The 15,685-nt window shown below is 34.6% G+C and carries 15 protein-coding genes; 7 read left to right on the forward strand and 8 right to left on the reverse strand.

The genetic code is table 11. From position 1 onward, the window contains the following. Window positions 1–77: 77 nt before the first annotated feature. Window positions 78–1,145 (reverse strand): DUF3810 domain-containing protein, encoded by a 1,068-nt coding sequence (locus ES677_RS11230; RefSeq protein WP_148381289.1) that lies wholly within the window; start codon window positions 1,143–1,145, stop codon window positions 78–80. A gap of 75 nt (window positions 1,146–1,220) precedes the next feature. Between ES677_RS11230 and ES677_RS11235 the strand changes: the two genes are divergently transcribed. Further along, entirely contained in the window at window positions 1,221–2,681 is a 1,461-nt protein-coding gene (locus tag ES677_RS11235; protein ID WP_148370803.1) for an aminoacyl-histidine dipeptidase, read from the forward strand. Window positions 2,682–2,861: 180 nt separating this feature from the next. Here ES677_RS11235 and ES677_RS11240 read toward each other — a convergent pair whose 3' ends face one another. From ES677_RS11240 to ES677_RS11250, 3 genes are read right to left on the reverse strand one after another with little or no spacing between them, the layout of a single operon-like run. Beyond that, window positions 2,862–3,995 (reverse strand): peptidylprolyl isomerase, encoded by a 1,134-nt coding sequence (locus tag ES677_RS11240; protein WP_246124506.1) that lies wholly within the window; start codon window positions 3,993–3,995, stop codon window positions 2,862–2,864. A 10-nt stretch (window positions 3,996–4,005) separates the two neighbouring features. Next, on the reverse strand, window positions 4,006–4,542 hold the full coding sequence (gene gldI, locus ES677_RS11245; RefSeq protein ID WP_148370804.1) for a gliding motility-associated peptidyl-prolyl isomerase GldI: 537 nt from the start codon (window positions 4,540–4,542) through the stop codon (window positions 4,006–4,008). Beyond that, entirely contained in the window at window positions 4,535–5,554 is a 1,020-nt protein-coding gene (locus ES677_RS11250; RefSeq protein ID WP_148381290.1) for a DHH family phosphoesterase, read from the reverse strand. The genes gldI and ES677_RS11250 overlap by 8 nt, the downstream gene beginning before the upstream one ends. Window positions 5,555–5,640: 86 nt before the next feature. Between ES677_RS11250 and ES677_RS11255 the strand changes: the two genes are divergently transcribed. Both ES677_RS11255 and ES677_RS11260 read left to right on the forward strand, forming a co-directional pair. Continuing rightward, window positions 5,641–6,060, forward strand: coding sequence for a nucleoside-diphosphate kinase (locus ES677_RS11255; RefSeq protein ID WP_148381291.1), 420 nt, complete (start codon window positions 5,641–5,643; stop codon window positions 6,058–6,060). Between the two features lie 102 nt (window positions 6,061–6,162). Then, window positions 6,163–8,721 (forward strand): M4 family metallopeptidase, encoded by a 2,559-nt coding sequence (locus ES677_RS11260; protein WP_148381292.1) that lies wholly within the window; start codon window positions 6,163–6,165, stop codon window positions 8,719–8,721. Between the two features lie 635 nt (window positions 8,722–9,356). Here ES677_RS11260 and ES677_RS11265 read toward each other — a convergent pair. From ES677_RS11265 to recF, 4 genes are all read right to left on the reverse strand, one after another. Continuing rightward, complete coding sequence (locus ES677_RS11265) at window positions 9,357–9,548, reverse strand: cold-shock protein (protein ID WP_148370808.1); 192 nt, start codon at window positions 9,546–9,548, stop codon at window positions 9,357–9,359. 248 nt (window positions 9,549–9,796) lie between these two features. After that, entirely contained in the window at window positions 9,797–10,093 is a 297-nt protein-coding gene (locus ES677_RS11270; RefSeq protein ID WP_148370809.1) for a DUF721 domain-containing protein, read from the reverse strand. Window positions 10,094–10,096: 3 nt separating this feature from the next. Next, complete coding sequence (locus ES677_RS11275; RefSeq protein WP_148370810.1) at window positions 10,097–10,519, reverse strand: hypothetical protein; 423 nt, start codon at window positions 10,517–10,519, stop codon at window positions 10,097–10,099. Between the two features lie 123 nt (window positions 10,520–10,642). After that, complete coding sequence (gene recF / locus ES677_RS11280) at window positions 10,643–11,722, reverse strand: DNA replication/repair protein RecF (RefSeq protein WP_148370811.1); 1,080 nt, start codon at window positions 11,720–11,722, stop codon at window positions 10,643–10,645. Between the two features lie 134 nt (window positions 11,723–11,856). Here recF and ES677_RS11285 point away from each other — a divergent pair, with 134 nt between their 5' ends. The 4 genes from ES677_RS11285 to mutL all read left to right on the forward strand — a co-directional run bounded on the left by ES677_RS11285 (window position 11,857) and on the right by mutL (window position 15,679). After that, on the forward strand, window positions 11,857–12,624 hold the full coding sequence (locus ES677_RS11285) for a tetratricopeptide repeat protein (protein ID WP_148381293.1): 768 nt from the start codon (window positions 11,857–11,859) through the stop codon (window positions 12,622–12,624). A gap of 32 nt (window positions 12,625–12,656) precedes the next feature. Next, window positions 12,657–13,142, forward strand: coding sequence for a 6,7-dimethyl-8-ribityllumazine synthase (gene ribH / locus ES677_RS11290; RefSeq protein ID WP_148370813.1), 486 nt, complete (start codon window positions 12,657–12,659; stop codon window positions 13,140–13,142). A 393-nt stretch (window positions 13,143–13,535) separates the two neighbouring features. Continuing rightward, window positions 13,536–13,817, forward strand: a complete 282-nt coding sequence (locus ES677_RS11295; protein ID WP_148370814.1) for a riboflavin synthase subunit beta — start codon at window positions 13,536–13,538, stop codon at window positions 13,815–13,817. Between the two features lie 5 nt (window positions 13,818–13,822). Then, on the forward strand, window positions 13,823–15,679 hold the full coding sequence (gene mutL, locus ES677_RS11300; RefSeq protein ID WP_148381294.1) for a DNA mismatch repair endonuclease MutL: 1,857 nt from the start codon (window positions 13,823–13,825) through the stop codon (window positions 15,677–15,679). The last annotated feature ends 6 nt before the right edge of the window (window positions 15,680–15,685 follow it).

The following is a 15,685-nucleotide window of genomic DNA, read 5'->3' on the forward strand; positions in this document are numbered from 1 at the left end:
TTTAAAAGTTTTAAAGATAAGATTCTGTAGTCACTAAACACAAAGCAAACTTAATTTAACGTTTGTCTTTTATATTGTTATAGTGTTTTATTTTTAAAATAGTTAACTATTAAAGCGACGACATAGCTATAGCTGTCCATTCCCCCTTCTTGGTTATTGGCTTCCAAGTAGGTGTTATAGGTTTTTCGAAATACGGGTTCTGTTGGGTTTTTATGCGCCTCCCAAAAATCGCGCACCTCTTGGTAATTTTTTAATACGCCTGTGTTTAAGGTAACTAATAACTCCTTATACAGTGCTGGATCTCGTCTATAGATTTCGTGTAAACAATGGCGTAAACCAAAGGCAAAACCGCAATATCTAAAATACAAATCGCTATGTGAAGTCGTTGCCAAACACGCCATAAAATTAGCTTCGTTTTCTGCGGCATAGCCTAACTGGTGGCCAATTTCGTGCGAAGCCGTTGTAGGGAATTTAAATTCTGGAATTAAACCATCGACTTGCGCTTCGTTGGTTAACGGATTTAAATACCCGCTAAAACCCATATAGGTTAGCGGCAAACTAAATAATGAGGTTTTAATCGATTCGCCTTTATATTCTAAATGTGGATATTTTTCTTTTAAAACAGAATAGCCTTCGGGAACCATCTTAAGAATGGTTGCTTTGGAGTACGGACTTTCAACGCGAATAGAGTCGTTGTTAGTGAGTTCCAAATGCAGTGCATTCGTTTTATTAATCAGTTTTTTTGTAACATCCACTAAAGCTTCAGTGGTGTATTCGGCTTCTAAATTTAAGCTGTTATGAAGCGGTAGTCGGTAGTAATTTAATCCCCAAAACAAATGAAAACTAATATAAATAATGGAAACAGCGGCAAAAATATCTATCAACCAATTTTTAAAATCTGAAACTACCCGCTTACGGTTTATAAGTAACCAACGCATAATAAATAGAATTCCGAAACCATAAACCAAATCACCAAAAGAAAAAGGAATCCATCCTAAAAAGTAACGAAAAAACCGAGAGATAAAGGGGTACAAACCGGTACTGTAAATGACCTCGATGATACCTGGGAAATAAGCCGCCACTTTAACGCCAATAATAGCAGGAATGAGTAATAAAGCGACGAGGAGTTTATTGTTTTTAAGCATATTTCAAATTTAAGAAAATGTTTACATAATTGCTATTCTATTAATTACCTTTGTAAAACTAAAAAAAATATAGAAATGAATACTGAAATTAGAGCATTAGAGCCACAAGAACTTTGGAACAAATTTGCAGATTTAAATGCGGTACCTAGACCTTCAAAAAAGGAGGAACGTGTTATTGCATTTATTAAAGACTTTGGCGCTAAATTAGGTTTAGAAACTATAGAAGACGAAGTTGGAAATGTAATTATTAAAAAACCAGCAACTTCAGGAATGGAAGATCATGTGGCTATTGTATTACAGTCGCATTTAGATATGGTGCACCAAAAGAATGCAGATACCGATTTTGATTTCGATACTCAAGGAATCGAAATGCACATTGATGGTGACTGGGTTCGTGCAAAAGGAACCACTTTAGGGGCCGATAACGGACTAGGAGTAGCGACAATAATGGCTATTTTAGAAAGTAAAACGATTGAGCATCCTGCTATTGAAGCGTTATTTACCATAGACGAAGAAACAGGAATGACGGGGGCAAAGGGTTTAAAAGGCGGATTGCTTACTGGCGGTATTTTATTAAACTTAGATACTGAGGAAGATGACGAAATAGGAGTAGGTTGTGCTGGAGGTGTAGATGTTACTGCAACACGAACGTACACCGAAGAGGAAACACCAGAATTTAAAACAGGATATACTGTTACAGTAATAGGATTGCAGGGTGGACACTCTGGAATGGATATTCATAAAGGATTTGGAAACGCAAACAAAATTATGAACCGTTTATTATTTGATGGATTCGAAAATTTCGGCTTAAGAATTTCTGAAATTAATGGCGGTAGTTTACGTAATGCTATTCCTAGAGAAAGCAATGCCACTGTTGTTATAGATGCCATACACGAAGAAGTGTTTGTTGCAGAGATGGAAGAATTAGCAACGACTATTAAAGCGGAGCTAAAAACAATGGAGCCGGATTTACAAATTGTTGTTTCTGCGTGCGAGACACCAGAAAAAATGATGGATTTAGGAGTTCAGGAAGGATTAACACGCGCTATTTATGCGGCAGTAAACGGTGTGTTTAGAATGAGTGCTGATATTCCTGATTTGGTAGAAACGTCCAACAATATCGCTAGAGTAGTAGTGAAGGATGGAAACATTAAAATTGCGTGTTTAACACGTAGCTCGGTAGAAAGTTCTAAAATAGATTTGGCAAACACTTTACGTGCTGCTTTTGAATTAACAGGATGTGAGGTAGAATTTTCTGGAGATTACCCAGGATGGGCTCCAAATATGGAGTCTTCAATTCTTAAAGTTTTAGATGTTTTATACGAAAAAATGAATGGCGAAAAAGCACACGTTGCTGCTTGTCACGCAGGTTTAGAATGTGGAATATTAGGACAGAATTATCCAGAAATGGAAATGATTAGTTTTGGTCCCACTATTAGAGGAGCACACTCTCCAGATGAGCGAGCTAGTATTTCTTCAGCACAAAAATACTGGAAGTTTGTATTAGAGATTTTAAAGAATATTCCTAAAAAATAATTCTGAAACTAACGCGTTGAAGAATCACAATTAAGAATAACACTATAAGTAAAAATGAAAGCCTGCGTAATGCAGGCTTTTTTTATGGACGCCTTTTAAATAGTGAATAAAACCTTAGTTATAGAAACAAAAAAAAACCTTCATCTCTGAAGGTTTTTAATAGTATTTAATTGGTTCCGATTATTCTTTAATAGAAACAATTTCTAAATCGAAAACTAAATCTGAGTTAGGAGGAATGATTCTTCCAGCACCACGAGCGCCGTATCCTAAAGTAGCAGGAATAAAAGCTCTTGCTTTATCTCCAACTTTCATATTTAACATCGCTTCTCTAAATCCTGGGATTAAAGTTGCTGTTTCATTATAAATCATTGGGAACGCTTGGTACCCGTTTTGTGCATCTCTTTTCTCGTCGTAAGTACCATATTCTTTAGCCACTTCAGCATCACTTGTATCAAATAATGTTCCATCAGCTAAATAACCTGAATAGGCAATTACTACTTTGTCTGTCATCTGTGGTTCAACCCCGCTACCTTCACTGGTCATAGTCATTCCTAATCCCGAAGGAAATGTTTTCATATCTGCTTTTAACGCTTCATTTTTTTCTATAAAATTAGCTTTAGCTTTTTCTAATTTTTCGGCAGCTTCTTTATTTTCTTTTTCTAAATCAATAAAATAAGTATTAAAGACTTTAGGAGCATCAAATTGTTTCGCGTCGTTACCTTTTCTAATAATATTTAACGCTTCAATTACAACATCCTTTTCTGGCTTATCTCCACGTATGGTTTTTACATTCGAGATACTGTCTTGCACATTTAAACCAAGTACTAATTCACCAAAAACAGTGTGTTTAGGGTCTAGTTGGGGTGTTGGTTTTTCAGTAATAAAAAACTGAGAACCGTTTGTTGCTGGTCCCGAGTTTGCCATAGATAACATACCAGGCTTATCGTGTTTAGCCGAGTTAATTTCATCTTTGAATTTATAACCTGGATTACCAGATCCACTTGCTGTTGGATCTCCACCCTGAATCATAAATTCGTTTATAACTCTATGGAATGTGGTGCCGTTGTAGAATTTTAAACCTACATAAGTAGAATCTACTTTAGTGTTTGTTCCTTCGGCTAACGATACAAAGTTAGCCACCGTAACAGGAGCTAAATCGTAGTATAATTTACCAACCATAGTTCCTTTATTGGTTACAAATTCTGCGTAAAGGCCATCTTCTAAATCTGGATATTTATTTTCTTGGCAAGAAGACGTTAGCGTTGCTATTAAAGCTAGAATAAAAATTTTCATCGTTTGTTTAAGTGTATTCATCGTTTAAAAATTATTTTTTTATTATTGTGTTAATTGTTACTTCGCAAACTATAGGTAGGTTTCTACCTATTTTATTGTCATCGCCATAATAGCCGTATGCCATTTGGGAAGGGAATATAAATTTTATGGTTTCGGTTGCTTTCATAAGCTTCAGTCCTGTTCTTAAACCTTTAAATAACTCCTCTTGATCCATCGCGTAATTGCGGGTCTTTAAGTTTTCTTTGGAATAAATGGTACTGCCGTCTAAACGCGATACATCATAATTAAAGTTGATAATATCGCCAAAATCTGGTGTTTCTAAACTATCGTTGTCGACCTTATTAATATAGGTGTACCAAAAGCCATTTTCTGAAGATATATACTCTTCATTTGGAAATTCGCTAATAATAGCCTGAATTTGTTCTTTTTCTTGATTGTATAAATTAATGTTTCGTTGCACCGATTCGTTTATGAAAGAGCCTGTTTTAACGCTAATTGGTTTGCGGGCTTCTGGCGATTTACACGAGAAGGCGAGGAGTAATAAAACTGGTAAAAAAAGTTTATTCATTATTTAAGGCGTTGCTATAGTGGGGTAATATACTAATAAATTTTTCAACTGTTGTTTGTAAATCGGTATCACTTTTACCACCTGCAGCATTGGTGTGGCCACCACCGTTAAAGTGTTGCCTCGATAATTCATTAACCGAAAAATCGCCTTTAGAGCGCAACGAGATTTTAATAATACCCTGTTTTTTGTCTTCAATAAAAATAGCCGCTAATACAATATTGTCTAGCGATAAAGCATAATTAACAAAACCTTCAGTATCTCCTTTTTTATAATCTAAACCTTGTAATTCTTCTTGAGAGAGCGTAATATAGGCCGCTCTATATTCTGGTAAAACGTTTAGATTACTTAAAGCACAACCTAATAATTGTAAACGGTTGTAACTATTAGTGTCGTAAACGTTGTTATGTATTTGTGTGTTATCGGCACCTTTATCGATGAGGTCTGCTATAATTCTGTGCGTTGTACTGGTGGTAGACCTAAATCGAAACGATCCTGTATCGGTCATAATCCCCACGTATAAACACGTAGCAATGTCTTTATCTATAGATTCTAGAGTGTCTAGTTTTTCAAAAAAGTGATATACCATTTCGCAGGTAGAACTCATTGTGACATCGCTAAAAACGTATTTAGCATAATCGTCGGGCTGCTGGTGGTGATCTATCATTATTTTTAGGCCGTCACTAGCTTTTAGAATCGCTTCCATATTACCGGTTCTATGCAATGCATTAAAATCTAACGTAAAAATGATATCGGCATCAGTAATAAACGCATCGCAGTCTGCTTGCTGAGTGTCGTGTTTTAAAATACTACTTTCATTGGGTAGCCATTTTAAAAAATCTGGATAATCGTTGGGCGCAATAACTACAGCGTTATGATTAAGCTTTAAAAGATAATTCAATAGGCCTAAGGTAGAGCCGATAGCGTCTCCGTCTGGATTTTTATGTGGAATAATCGCTATTTGTTTTGGGAACGCTAGCAATGTTTTAATTTCTAAAATGTCTTGTGTGCTCATAGGGCACGAATATACAATTTTTTAATAACTGAATATATTGTTTTTATTTAGAAATAGATTACTTTTGCAAAAAATAAAAATAAAAAATGGCAACAAACAGAACATTTACAATGCTTAAGCCAGATGCAATTGAAAAAGGGCATATTGGCGCAATCTTAGAAAAAATTAATGCTTCAGGTTTTAGAATTGTAGCACTGAAATTAACTGAAATGACCAAGGCTGATGCTGAGACATTTTACGCGGTTCATAACGAAAGACCTTTCTTTGGTGAATTAGTAGAATACATGACTCGTGGTCCTATTGTAGCTGCAGTTTTAGAAAAAGAAAATGCAGTTGAAGACTTTAGAGCATTAATAGGAGCAACAAATCCTGCAGATGCGGCTGATGGTACTATTAGAAAATTATACGCAGCTTCTATTGGAGAAAATGCGGTTCACGGGAGTGATAGCGATGAAAACGTAGCTATTGAAAGTGCTTTTCACTTCTCAGGAAGAGAATTGTTTTAAGTACTTTATCTTATAAAATATACATTTAAGCCTGAATTTAACACCTTTAGGCTTTTTTTATGCCCGATAATCAGGTATTTTAGCGAAATCAAAAAAAACTCAATGAAAAACATAAAATTAATATTGTTTTCTGCTTTTTTAACTACTGCTTTAGGATTTTCTCAAAGCAATGTCAAAGCTATTGCAGAATTTCAAAAAAAAAACGGTGCTAAAATTACTGTAAATGCGAGCTCAGGGATTCCTGATTTTATTGCTTTCAAAAAAGGTAAAGGCCTACAATTAAAAGGCAATTCGCTACAGTCTAAGGCACTTTATTTTTTAGAAGAAAACAAAGCAATCTTTAAAATGGATGCAGTGAATTCTAGTTTTAAAACAAATACTCCTGAAACCGATTCTAACGGTTTAAAGCGAATTGTATTGGTACAGACACATCAAGGGGTTCCTGTTTTTGATGGTAAATTAGTATTTCATTTTAATGCTAAAAACGAATTAACAGCAGTTAATGGTAATTACATTTCAGGAATTAAATTAAACGCAACGGCTACTGTTTCTTCTGCTGAAGCGAATGCCTTAGCGATTCAAGAAATTGAAAATCAAAATTTGAATTTTTCGGGTGCGTCTTTAGAAGCCCTATCGAATACACTATACATATTTAATAAAGGATTGGTGAAAGGGTATATTGACACCAATAATTTAGCCTATAAAATAGAGGTTGCTAATAAAAACGATGTTAGAGAATATGTTTTTATCGATGCACATTCTGGATCTATTGTAGAACAGTACACGGGTATGCCACACGCATTAGATCGCGTGGTATACGAAGAAAATACATCAGATATTGTTTGGCAAGAAGGCGATGCCTTTCCTAATGGATTAACCATTTGGCAACAAAATGAAGTAGAGGCCTCTGGACATACGTACCATTTTTTTAAAAATGCTTTTAATTATGTGTCTTATAATAATACGGATGCACAAATGAAAACCATAAATAATAATCCTAACATTTCGTGCCCTAATGCAAACTGGAACGGGTACACAGCGAATTATTGCGATGGTACAGCAACCGACGATGTTATTGCACACGAATGGGGTCACGCTTATACAGAATATACTAGCGGATTAATTTACGCGTACCAATCTGGTGCTTTAAATGAATCGTTTTCTGATATTTGGGGAGAAACTATCGATTTATTAAATGGCTATGAAGATGCAGACGATAACCAAGCATTGAGAGTTTCTTGTGGAAGTTCAGACCGCTGGAGAATTGGGGAAGATGCAACAGCTTTTGGAGGTGCTATACGAGATATGTGGAATCCTAATTGTAATGGAGATCCTGGTAAAGTAAGCGATTTTCAATACCGTTGTGGTGAAGGAGATGCTGGTGGAGTGCACTCTAATAGTGGGATACCTAATCGCGCTTATTCTTTAATCGTTGACGGAGGAACCTTTAATAGTTATACTGTAAGCGGTATTGGCTTTACAAAAGCAGCTCACATTTTTTGGAGAGCACAAAGCCAATATTTAACGGCGACAAGTAATTTTACGAGTTTAGCTGATGCTTTAGAAGCTTCTGCTAACGATTTAATAGGGATTAATTTAGAAGGTTTATCTACTGTAAATGCACCTGCAGGACTGTCGGGAGAAATAATTACAGCAGCCGATGTAACCCAAGTAATCAATGCTATTTTTGCGGTAGAATTAAGAATAAATCCTGATAGTTGTAATTATTCTCCAATACTTAGTGAAATAGCACCGCTTTGCGACAATGCCACAAATAACCCTATATACTTTCAAGATTGGGAGTCTGGAATGGGGAATTGGAGCGTAGCACAATTACCAGTTAACGCTATGACTTGGGAGGATAGAGATTGGATAGTGGTTAACGCGCTGCCAAGCGAAAGAACAGGAAGTGCTATTTTTGGAGCAGACCCAGTAAATGGAAACTGTTCTACAGATTTTGAAAACGGAATTATGAGATTAGAAAGTCCGGTGATTACTATGCCAGATTTTTCTAATGGTAATTACAACTTATCATTTAATCATTTTGTGTCTACAGAACCTGATTATGATGGTGGAAATATAAAATATAGCTTAGATGGTGCAACGTGGGCTTTATTGCCAACGAGTGCTTTTGTAGAAAATGCTTACAATAGTAGTTTGGCTACAGTTGCCGAAGGTAATGATAATCCATTAGCTGGTGAAGGTGCATTTACGGGCTCAGATGAAGGTTCTTTTACTGGAAGTTGGGGAACTAGTGTTGTCGATTTATCGGTATTAGGTGTAAACGCAAATTCTACAATACAGTTTAGATTTGAAGTTGGAACAGATGGTTGTAACGGTAGAGATGGCTGGTATGTAGATGAATTTATGGTTTACAATTGCAATTATTCGCTGTCAACAGATGAGGTTTCAAATGTAATGGGCAGTATTAAAATATTCCCGAATCCTTCAAATGGAATTTTTACTATTCAGAAAACAGAATCTGTAACGGTAACTAAAGCTGAGATTTACGATATTAATGGACGTTTTGTAAGAGGAATAGATCTTTCTAATATGACGACTAATACAACAATCGATATGTCGGATGTGGCTTCAGGACTGTATTTTATGTCAATTACAACAGATACCACACAACAAGTTTTGAAAATAGTTAAGCAATAAATTATATAGCTTTAAACTAAAAAGAGTCTCGATTTTATATCGAGACTCTTTTTTTACTCACTATTTAAATTTATAAAAAAATTATCTTCTATATATTATCTCACTTTTATATTTATTAGGAGCCTCCTTTTTTCTTTGGCTGTCAATAGAATGCTACACCGTCACAAATCTCGCTTATAAAACCTGATACGCCAGCATAAGTGTTTGTTTGCGACTTTTTATGTGCTGAAACAGAATCCTTTCGTGTCCTAAAAATTAAATTAATTTCTTATTAGCAAGTCACTATATTAGTTAACCTAAAAGAGGCCTAAGTACATTTAAAAAACACAAATTTGTCGTCTCGAGCGCAGCCCTGAGGTTGCTAATAAACAACATACGCTGTAAAAAAACACCTAAGTCTGGATTTTAGTTTGTACTGAGCGTAGTGAGAGCACTTAAATGATTTTAAATAAATAAGAATCATCTATTTGGGAATGGGCTAATTTTGGGTGTTTCTAGAGTAACACACAAATTTTAATAGAGAACTATACGGTCGTTGTTCTACTAATAACCGTTAAAACTTAATTGACTTAATACAATAAAAAAAGCCCACCGTTAAGTGAGCTTTGCTTGTAAAGAAATAAAGAATATATATATTATACTACTTTTACATTTACTGCGTTCATACCTTTCTTACCTTCTTGTAAGTCAAATTCTACAACATCTCCTTCACGAACTTCGTCGATTAAACCAGAGATGTGTACGAAATGGTCTTTGTCAGATCCATCTTCAGTTATAAAACCGAAACCTTTTGAATCATTGAAAAATTTTACTGTGCCTTGAGCCATTTTAAAAAAAAATTAAATTTATAATAATCAAATATAGTCTTTTATATTTAAAAAAACTTTTTACAGATTTTTTTATTTTATTATTATTAAAAACTACTATTTCACAGCAGTTAGTGTTGGCGTAAAAGTCTTTAAAAAGGAGCAATAAAGTGCTATTTAATAGTTGTAATTAGGTTTCTAGGGTCTGTAATTTTTACTATTTGAAATAGAGAAACAAATCCGGGAACACTCTCTTTTAATAGCGTTATTTAACGAAGAACAACTTGTTTTATAACTTCTCTACCTAATTCTTCATTAAGCATCTTTATAATTTTGTTTTTACCGTAACTCAATTCCTCTCGTAATACACTAGAGCTTAATTGTACATAAAGAGTACCGAATTTTAATTCAATATTGGTCGTGTAATTGTTTACACCGTTTCCCATTAAATTTGCCCACGCGTCCCTAACATTTACCTTGTCTAAACCTTTGTCTAATTTATTAGTTTCTACAAAATCCTTTAATGCGTCAGAGAAGCTTAATATATCGTTATTTCGTTTTGCCATAATTTATTCTAATACGTTAATAGGTGTAAATCGTTTGTATATGTAGGTCATATTATCTGCGTTTACCACTTTTAATTGTTCTTTGTTTGCAACTATTACGGTTTCTTTCCATGTTGAAAACGGTGTTCTGTAATATAAATTTAAGCTGTCATTTTCAATTTTAGCCGTTATCATTTCCGCATCTTCAGACGTGTTATACGAACCTGTAAATGTGGGGTTTAATTTTTTTCTAAAGCCTTTTAAACTGTCATTAATACTAATATAATCTACAGTTGTGCTTATGCTATACTCGTGTATTTTTCCCTTAGGAGTTGTTGCACTTTCTATTTCCCAATACCCATTAAGGTGTTTTAAAGAAGTCTGCGGGTCTTTTTTACAACTATAAAATAGAAGGGTTATAACTATTAAAACGCTTATTTTTTTCATTATTTATGGTGATTTGTTGCCCGACTATTTTACAAAGTCTATAAGTTACACATTAATATAAGGTGGTGCCTGTTAATTTCGTTTTAATAGTGTCACGGTTGAAGTTTTAACACTTCATAGTACTTAAATATTAAAAATCTCGTACGATTGATGTACCTGTTTTACTGCGCGCTCGGTGCGTTCGGCGTGAGTATCACTAATAAAAATCTGACCGAAATTTTCATCGTTCACCAATTTTATTATCTGCGACACGCGTTCTTCATCCAATTTATCAAAAATATCATCCAATAGCAAAATAGGGTTTACGCCACTTTGTTTTTTTATAAACTGAAACTGGGCCAATTTTAATGCAATTAAAAACGATTTTTGCTGACCTTGACTCCCGAATTTTTTAATGGGGTGACCGTCTATATTAAAATATAAATCGTCTTTATGAGCGCCTACACTGGTGTATTGTAGTGCTTTATCTTTGTTTATAACTTGTTGTAGTAGACTGTTTAAATCGGAATCGAATAAATCACTTTTATAGTGTAGATCTACAGATTCATTACCGTTGCTAATGGCGCGATAACGCTCTTTGAATATAGGAATAAAATTATCTAAAAAAGCCTTTCGTTTCTCGAAAATAACAGTGCCAAATTCACTTAATTGTAAGTTGTAAATCTCTAAAGTATCTTTATTAAAGGCGTTATTGAGTGCGAAATATTTTAAAAGCGAATTTCGTTGCGCTACTATTTTATTGTATTTAATAATTGTAATTAAATAGTTGTTATCACTTTGCGAAATAACGCTGTCTATAAATTTTCTTCGCGTATCGCTACCGCCAATAATTAAGTCGCGATCTGCCGGAGAAATTATAACTAATGGTAAAAACCCAATATGATCGCTAAACTTCTCGTAAGACTTACTATTGCGTTTAATAACCTTTTTTTGACCTTTTTTTAAGCTTATAACAATTTTTTCAGCTTTATTTTCCTTTTCATAGTCTCCGTTTATAACAAAAAATTCTTCATCGTGTTTTATATTTTGAGAAGCGATAGGATTAAAATAACTTTTTCCAAAAGACAAGTGATAAATAGCATCTAAAATATTTGTTTTTCCGACGCCATTGTTACCGACAATGCAGTTTATGGTGTCATTAAAATTAAATGTTTTGGTGTCAAAATTTTTATAATTTAGTAAAGAAAGTGATTTTAATATCATAGTAATTTAGTCTAAAAGCGACCTAAGTTTCGACCTTTTAATTTGGGTCTTGCAAATTATTACAAAATAACAAATAAATAAGCTTTTATATGTGGATAAAAATTTTATTTTTGCGGGGCACTAATATACACTATATGGCAACTTATAAGAAAAGAGGTTACAAACCTAAAACAGAGAAAGAGGTAGTAAATGAAGTTGAAGAAAACTCAACAACGGCAGAAGTATTTAATACTTTAGACGAAACGGCATCTAAGACTGAAGACTTTGTTGCTAAAAACCAAAAGTATATTTTTATCATAATTGGTGTGGTAGCAGTAATCGTGCTTGGTTACTTAGGGTATAAAGAATTTGTACACGAACCAAAGCAAAATGAAGCGATGAACGATATGTATCACGCTCAACAAAATTTTGAAGAAGCGGTGAATGGTGTTTCCTCAGATTCGTTATACAACGTTGCTTTGAATGGTAGCGAGGGTAAGTTTGGAATGATCGATATTATTAACGAATATAGTGGTACTCCAGCAGCAAACCTTGCAAACTATTATGCAGGTATGGCTTACTTAAATTTAAAAGATTACAAAAAAGCAATAGAGCACTTAGATAAGTTTTCTAGCGAAGACGAAATTTTAGCGCCTATGGCAAAAGGAGCAATTGGAGATGCTTTTGTACAGTTAAACCAGAACGAAGACGCCTTAAAGTATTACAAAAGTGCTGCTACATTACGCGAAAACGGATATTCGGCACCAACGTATTACTATAAAGCTGGAATTACAGCTTTAGAATTAGGAAATGCTAAGGAAGCTTTAGGCTATTTTAATACAATTAAAGAGAAATACCCATCGTCTTCAGAGTCTACAACAATAGATTTGTTTATAGGAAAAGCGGAAGCAATGTCCAACTAAATTAAAACTTCCGATAGTATCGGAACATATTTATGGCAACAGTAAATAATAATTTATCAGAATATGATAAAGCATCAATCCCAGACGCGAAAGATTTTCGGTTTGGGATTGTTGTTTCAGAATGGAATAGTGATATCACAGAAGGCTTGTTAAAAGGCGCCGTAGAAACGCTTAAAGAACACGGCGCAAAAGATGATAACATAGTAATCTGGTACGTGCCAGGAAGCTATGAGCTTATTTATGGTTGTAAGAAGATGCAAGAGCAAATGATGAACGCCGTTATCGCTATAGGAAGTGTTATACAAGGCGAAACCAAGCATTTCGACTTTGTCTGCGACGCCGTGGCTCACGGTATTAAAGATCTCAATGTAACGCGCGACACACCAGTAATTTTTTGTGTGCTCACCGATAATAATCTACAACAGGCCATAGACCGCTCAGGTGGAAAACATGGTAATAAAGGTACAGAAGCAGCAGTTGCTGCTATTAAAATGGCGCAACTAGGAGAAAACGCATAATACCAATAGTAATTTACAGTAACAGCATCTTTTAGTATCTTTATATACTTTAAGGTGCTTTTTTGTTAACATTTTTTAGCAGTTACAATCCTTTAGTCTATTGTATTTTCTGTACTTTTGAAAGTTATTAACGAGCAGCTAAAGTATCGTGTTTACACAAAAAAAGAATAAACAATTTAATTATAATTCTCGATTTTCGGATAAAGAAAAACGCGATAATAGACGCTCTAAAGAACCAAGTACTGGCGATATATTATCCGAATGGGAAAAAACAAGGCGTACCGTTAAAAAAAACAAAGTATCTACGTTGCCCATATTACTAATTATTTTGGCTTTAATTATAGGGATAATGTACTACTTAGATATTAAATTACGTTAATCTTTTTACAAACGATGGGATATTTAAAACAGAAAAAGAATAAACGCTATAATTATACACCGCGTTATTATAAAAGCAACGGTGAGGGCAGCCCGTTTGAAATAAAACACAAATTTGACGATTATAGAACCACTTTAGTTGGCAATAAAAATATAAAACAGAAATTCACTTCGGCTTGGGATGAGTTTAAAAATTCCCCAGATAAAGCTGTAAACCGAAGAGTCTTAGTCATTGGTTTGGTACTGGTTTTTCTGTTTTTACTAATAATAGATTTCGATTTGACTCTCTTTTTTTAAATTAAATGGCAGATATCATTCAATTATTACCAGATCACGTTGCTAATCAAATAGCTGCCGGAGAAGTCGTACAACGACCAGCTTCTGTAGTTAAAGAGTTGTTAGAAAACGCGATCGATGCGGGTGCTAGTTCTATAAAATTAATCATTAAAGAAGCAGGTAAAATACTTATACAGGTTATCGATAACGGTGGGGGAATGAGTGTTACCGATGCCCGTTTAAGTTTTGAACGCCACGCAACTTCTAAAATTAAAACAGCCGACGACCTTTTTCTATTAAGCACAAAAGGATTTCGTGGCGAAGCTTTAGCAAGTATTGCTGCTATTGCACACGTAGAATTAAAAACAAAACAAGAAGGTGACGAGGTAGGGACGTGCTTAGTTATTGAAGGAAGCGAAGTGCAATCGCAAGAGGTCGTTGTGACACCAAAAGGATCTTCGATTGCAGTAAAGAACTTATTTTTTAATATTCCAGCGCGACGCAATTTTTTAAAATCGAATGCTGTTGAAACCCGTCATATTATCGATGAGTTTCACCGTGTTGCTTTAGCACATCCTACTATCGAATTCGTAATGTTTCATAACGGTAGCGAATCGTTTAATCTGCCAGAAAGTAATTACCGACAACGTATAGTAAATATTTTCGGGACTAAAACCAATGAGAAATTGGTGCCTGTTAATGAAGATACTGAGGTGTTAGCCATTTCAGGATTTGTCGGTAAACCAGAGTTTGCTAAAAAGTCTCGTGGTGAACAATTCTTTTTTGTAAACGATCGTTTTATTAAAAGTGCGTATTTAAATCACGCTATTTCTTCCGCTTTCGATGGACTTTTAAAAGATGGGGCTCACGCTAGTTATTTTTTAAATCTTAAGGTGAATCCGCAAACGATTGATATTAATATTCATCCTACAAAAACCGAAATAAAATTCGACGACGAGCATACGTTATATGCTATTTTGCGTTCGGCTGTAAAACACAGTTTAGGGCAGTTTAACATTGCGCCAGTATTAGATTTCGATAGAGATTCTAACTTAGATACGCCGTATAGCTACCAGCAAAAAGGAACACCAACGGTCGAGGTGGATAGAACATTTAATCCGTTTCAAGAAGAAAAAATAGCGACTTCTGTACCTCAAAGAACACACAAAACAGGACCAACTAATTCTTCTAGCAATTGGGAGAGTTTGTATGTGGGGCTGGAGTCTAATGAGATGCCGTCGCACAATGATTTTAGTGGAATACATTTTGAAACGGAAGAAAAAAACTCTTCTATTTTTGATGAAACCAATAAAGTGGAGCACAAACACACCACCTATCAAGTTCATAATAAATATATAATAAGTACTATAAAATCTGGAATGTTGATTATCGATCAGCATCGGGCGCACCAACGGGTGTTATACGAAGATTTCTTAAGAAATATGACAATTAAAGAAGCGATGAGTCAGCAATTATTGTTTCCATTACAACTTCATTTTTCACCTCAAGAAATTGAAATTATTCAGCAACTAAAAAGCGATTTGGAACATACAGGTTTTATTTTTCAGACGATAAAAGAAGAATTATTAGAAATTACTGGAGTGCCGGTAAGTGTGCCCGAAAGTGAAGTTTCTATTATTTTAGAACAACTTATTAGTGATGTTGAAAACGAAGTGCCGGACAGTAATTTTAGTGCTACCGATTTGCTAGCTAAATCAATGGCCAAAAGTTTAGCGATTAAAACAGGGCAAAGCTTAACAGGAATGGAGCAAGAACATCTTGTAAATTCTCTATTTGCTTGTAAAGAACCCAATGTATCGCCAGCAAATAAAATCACTTTTACAACGACCACCGTCGACGAATTAGATAAAAAGTTTGTTTAGAATTTA

The organism is Bizionia gelidisalsuginis (assembly GCF_008086185.1).
Lineage (GTDB): Bacteria > Bacteroidota > Bacteroidia > Flavobacteriales > Flavobacteriaceae > Bizionia > Bizionia saleffrena.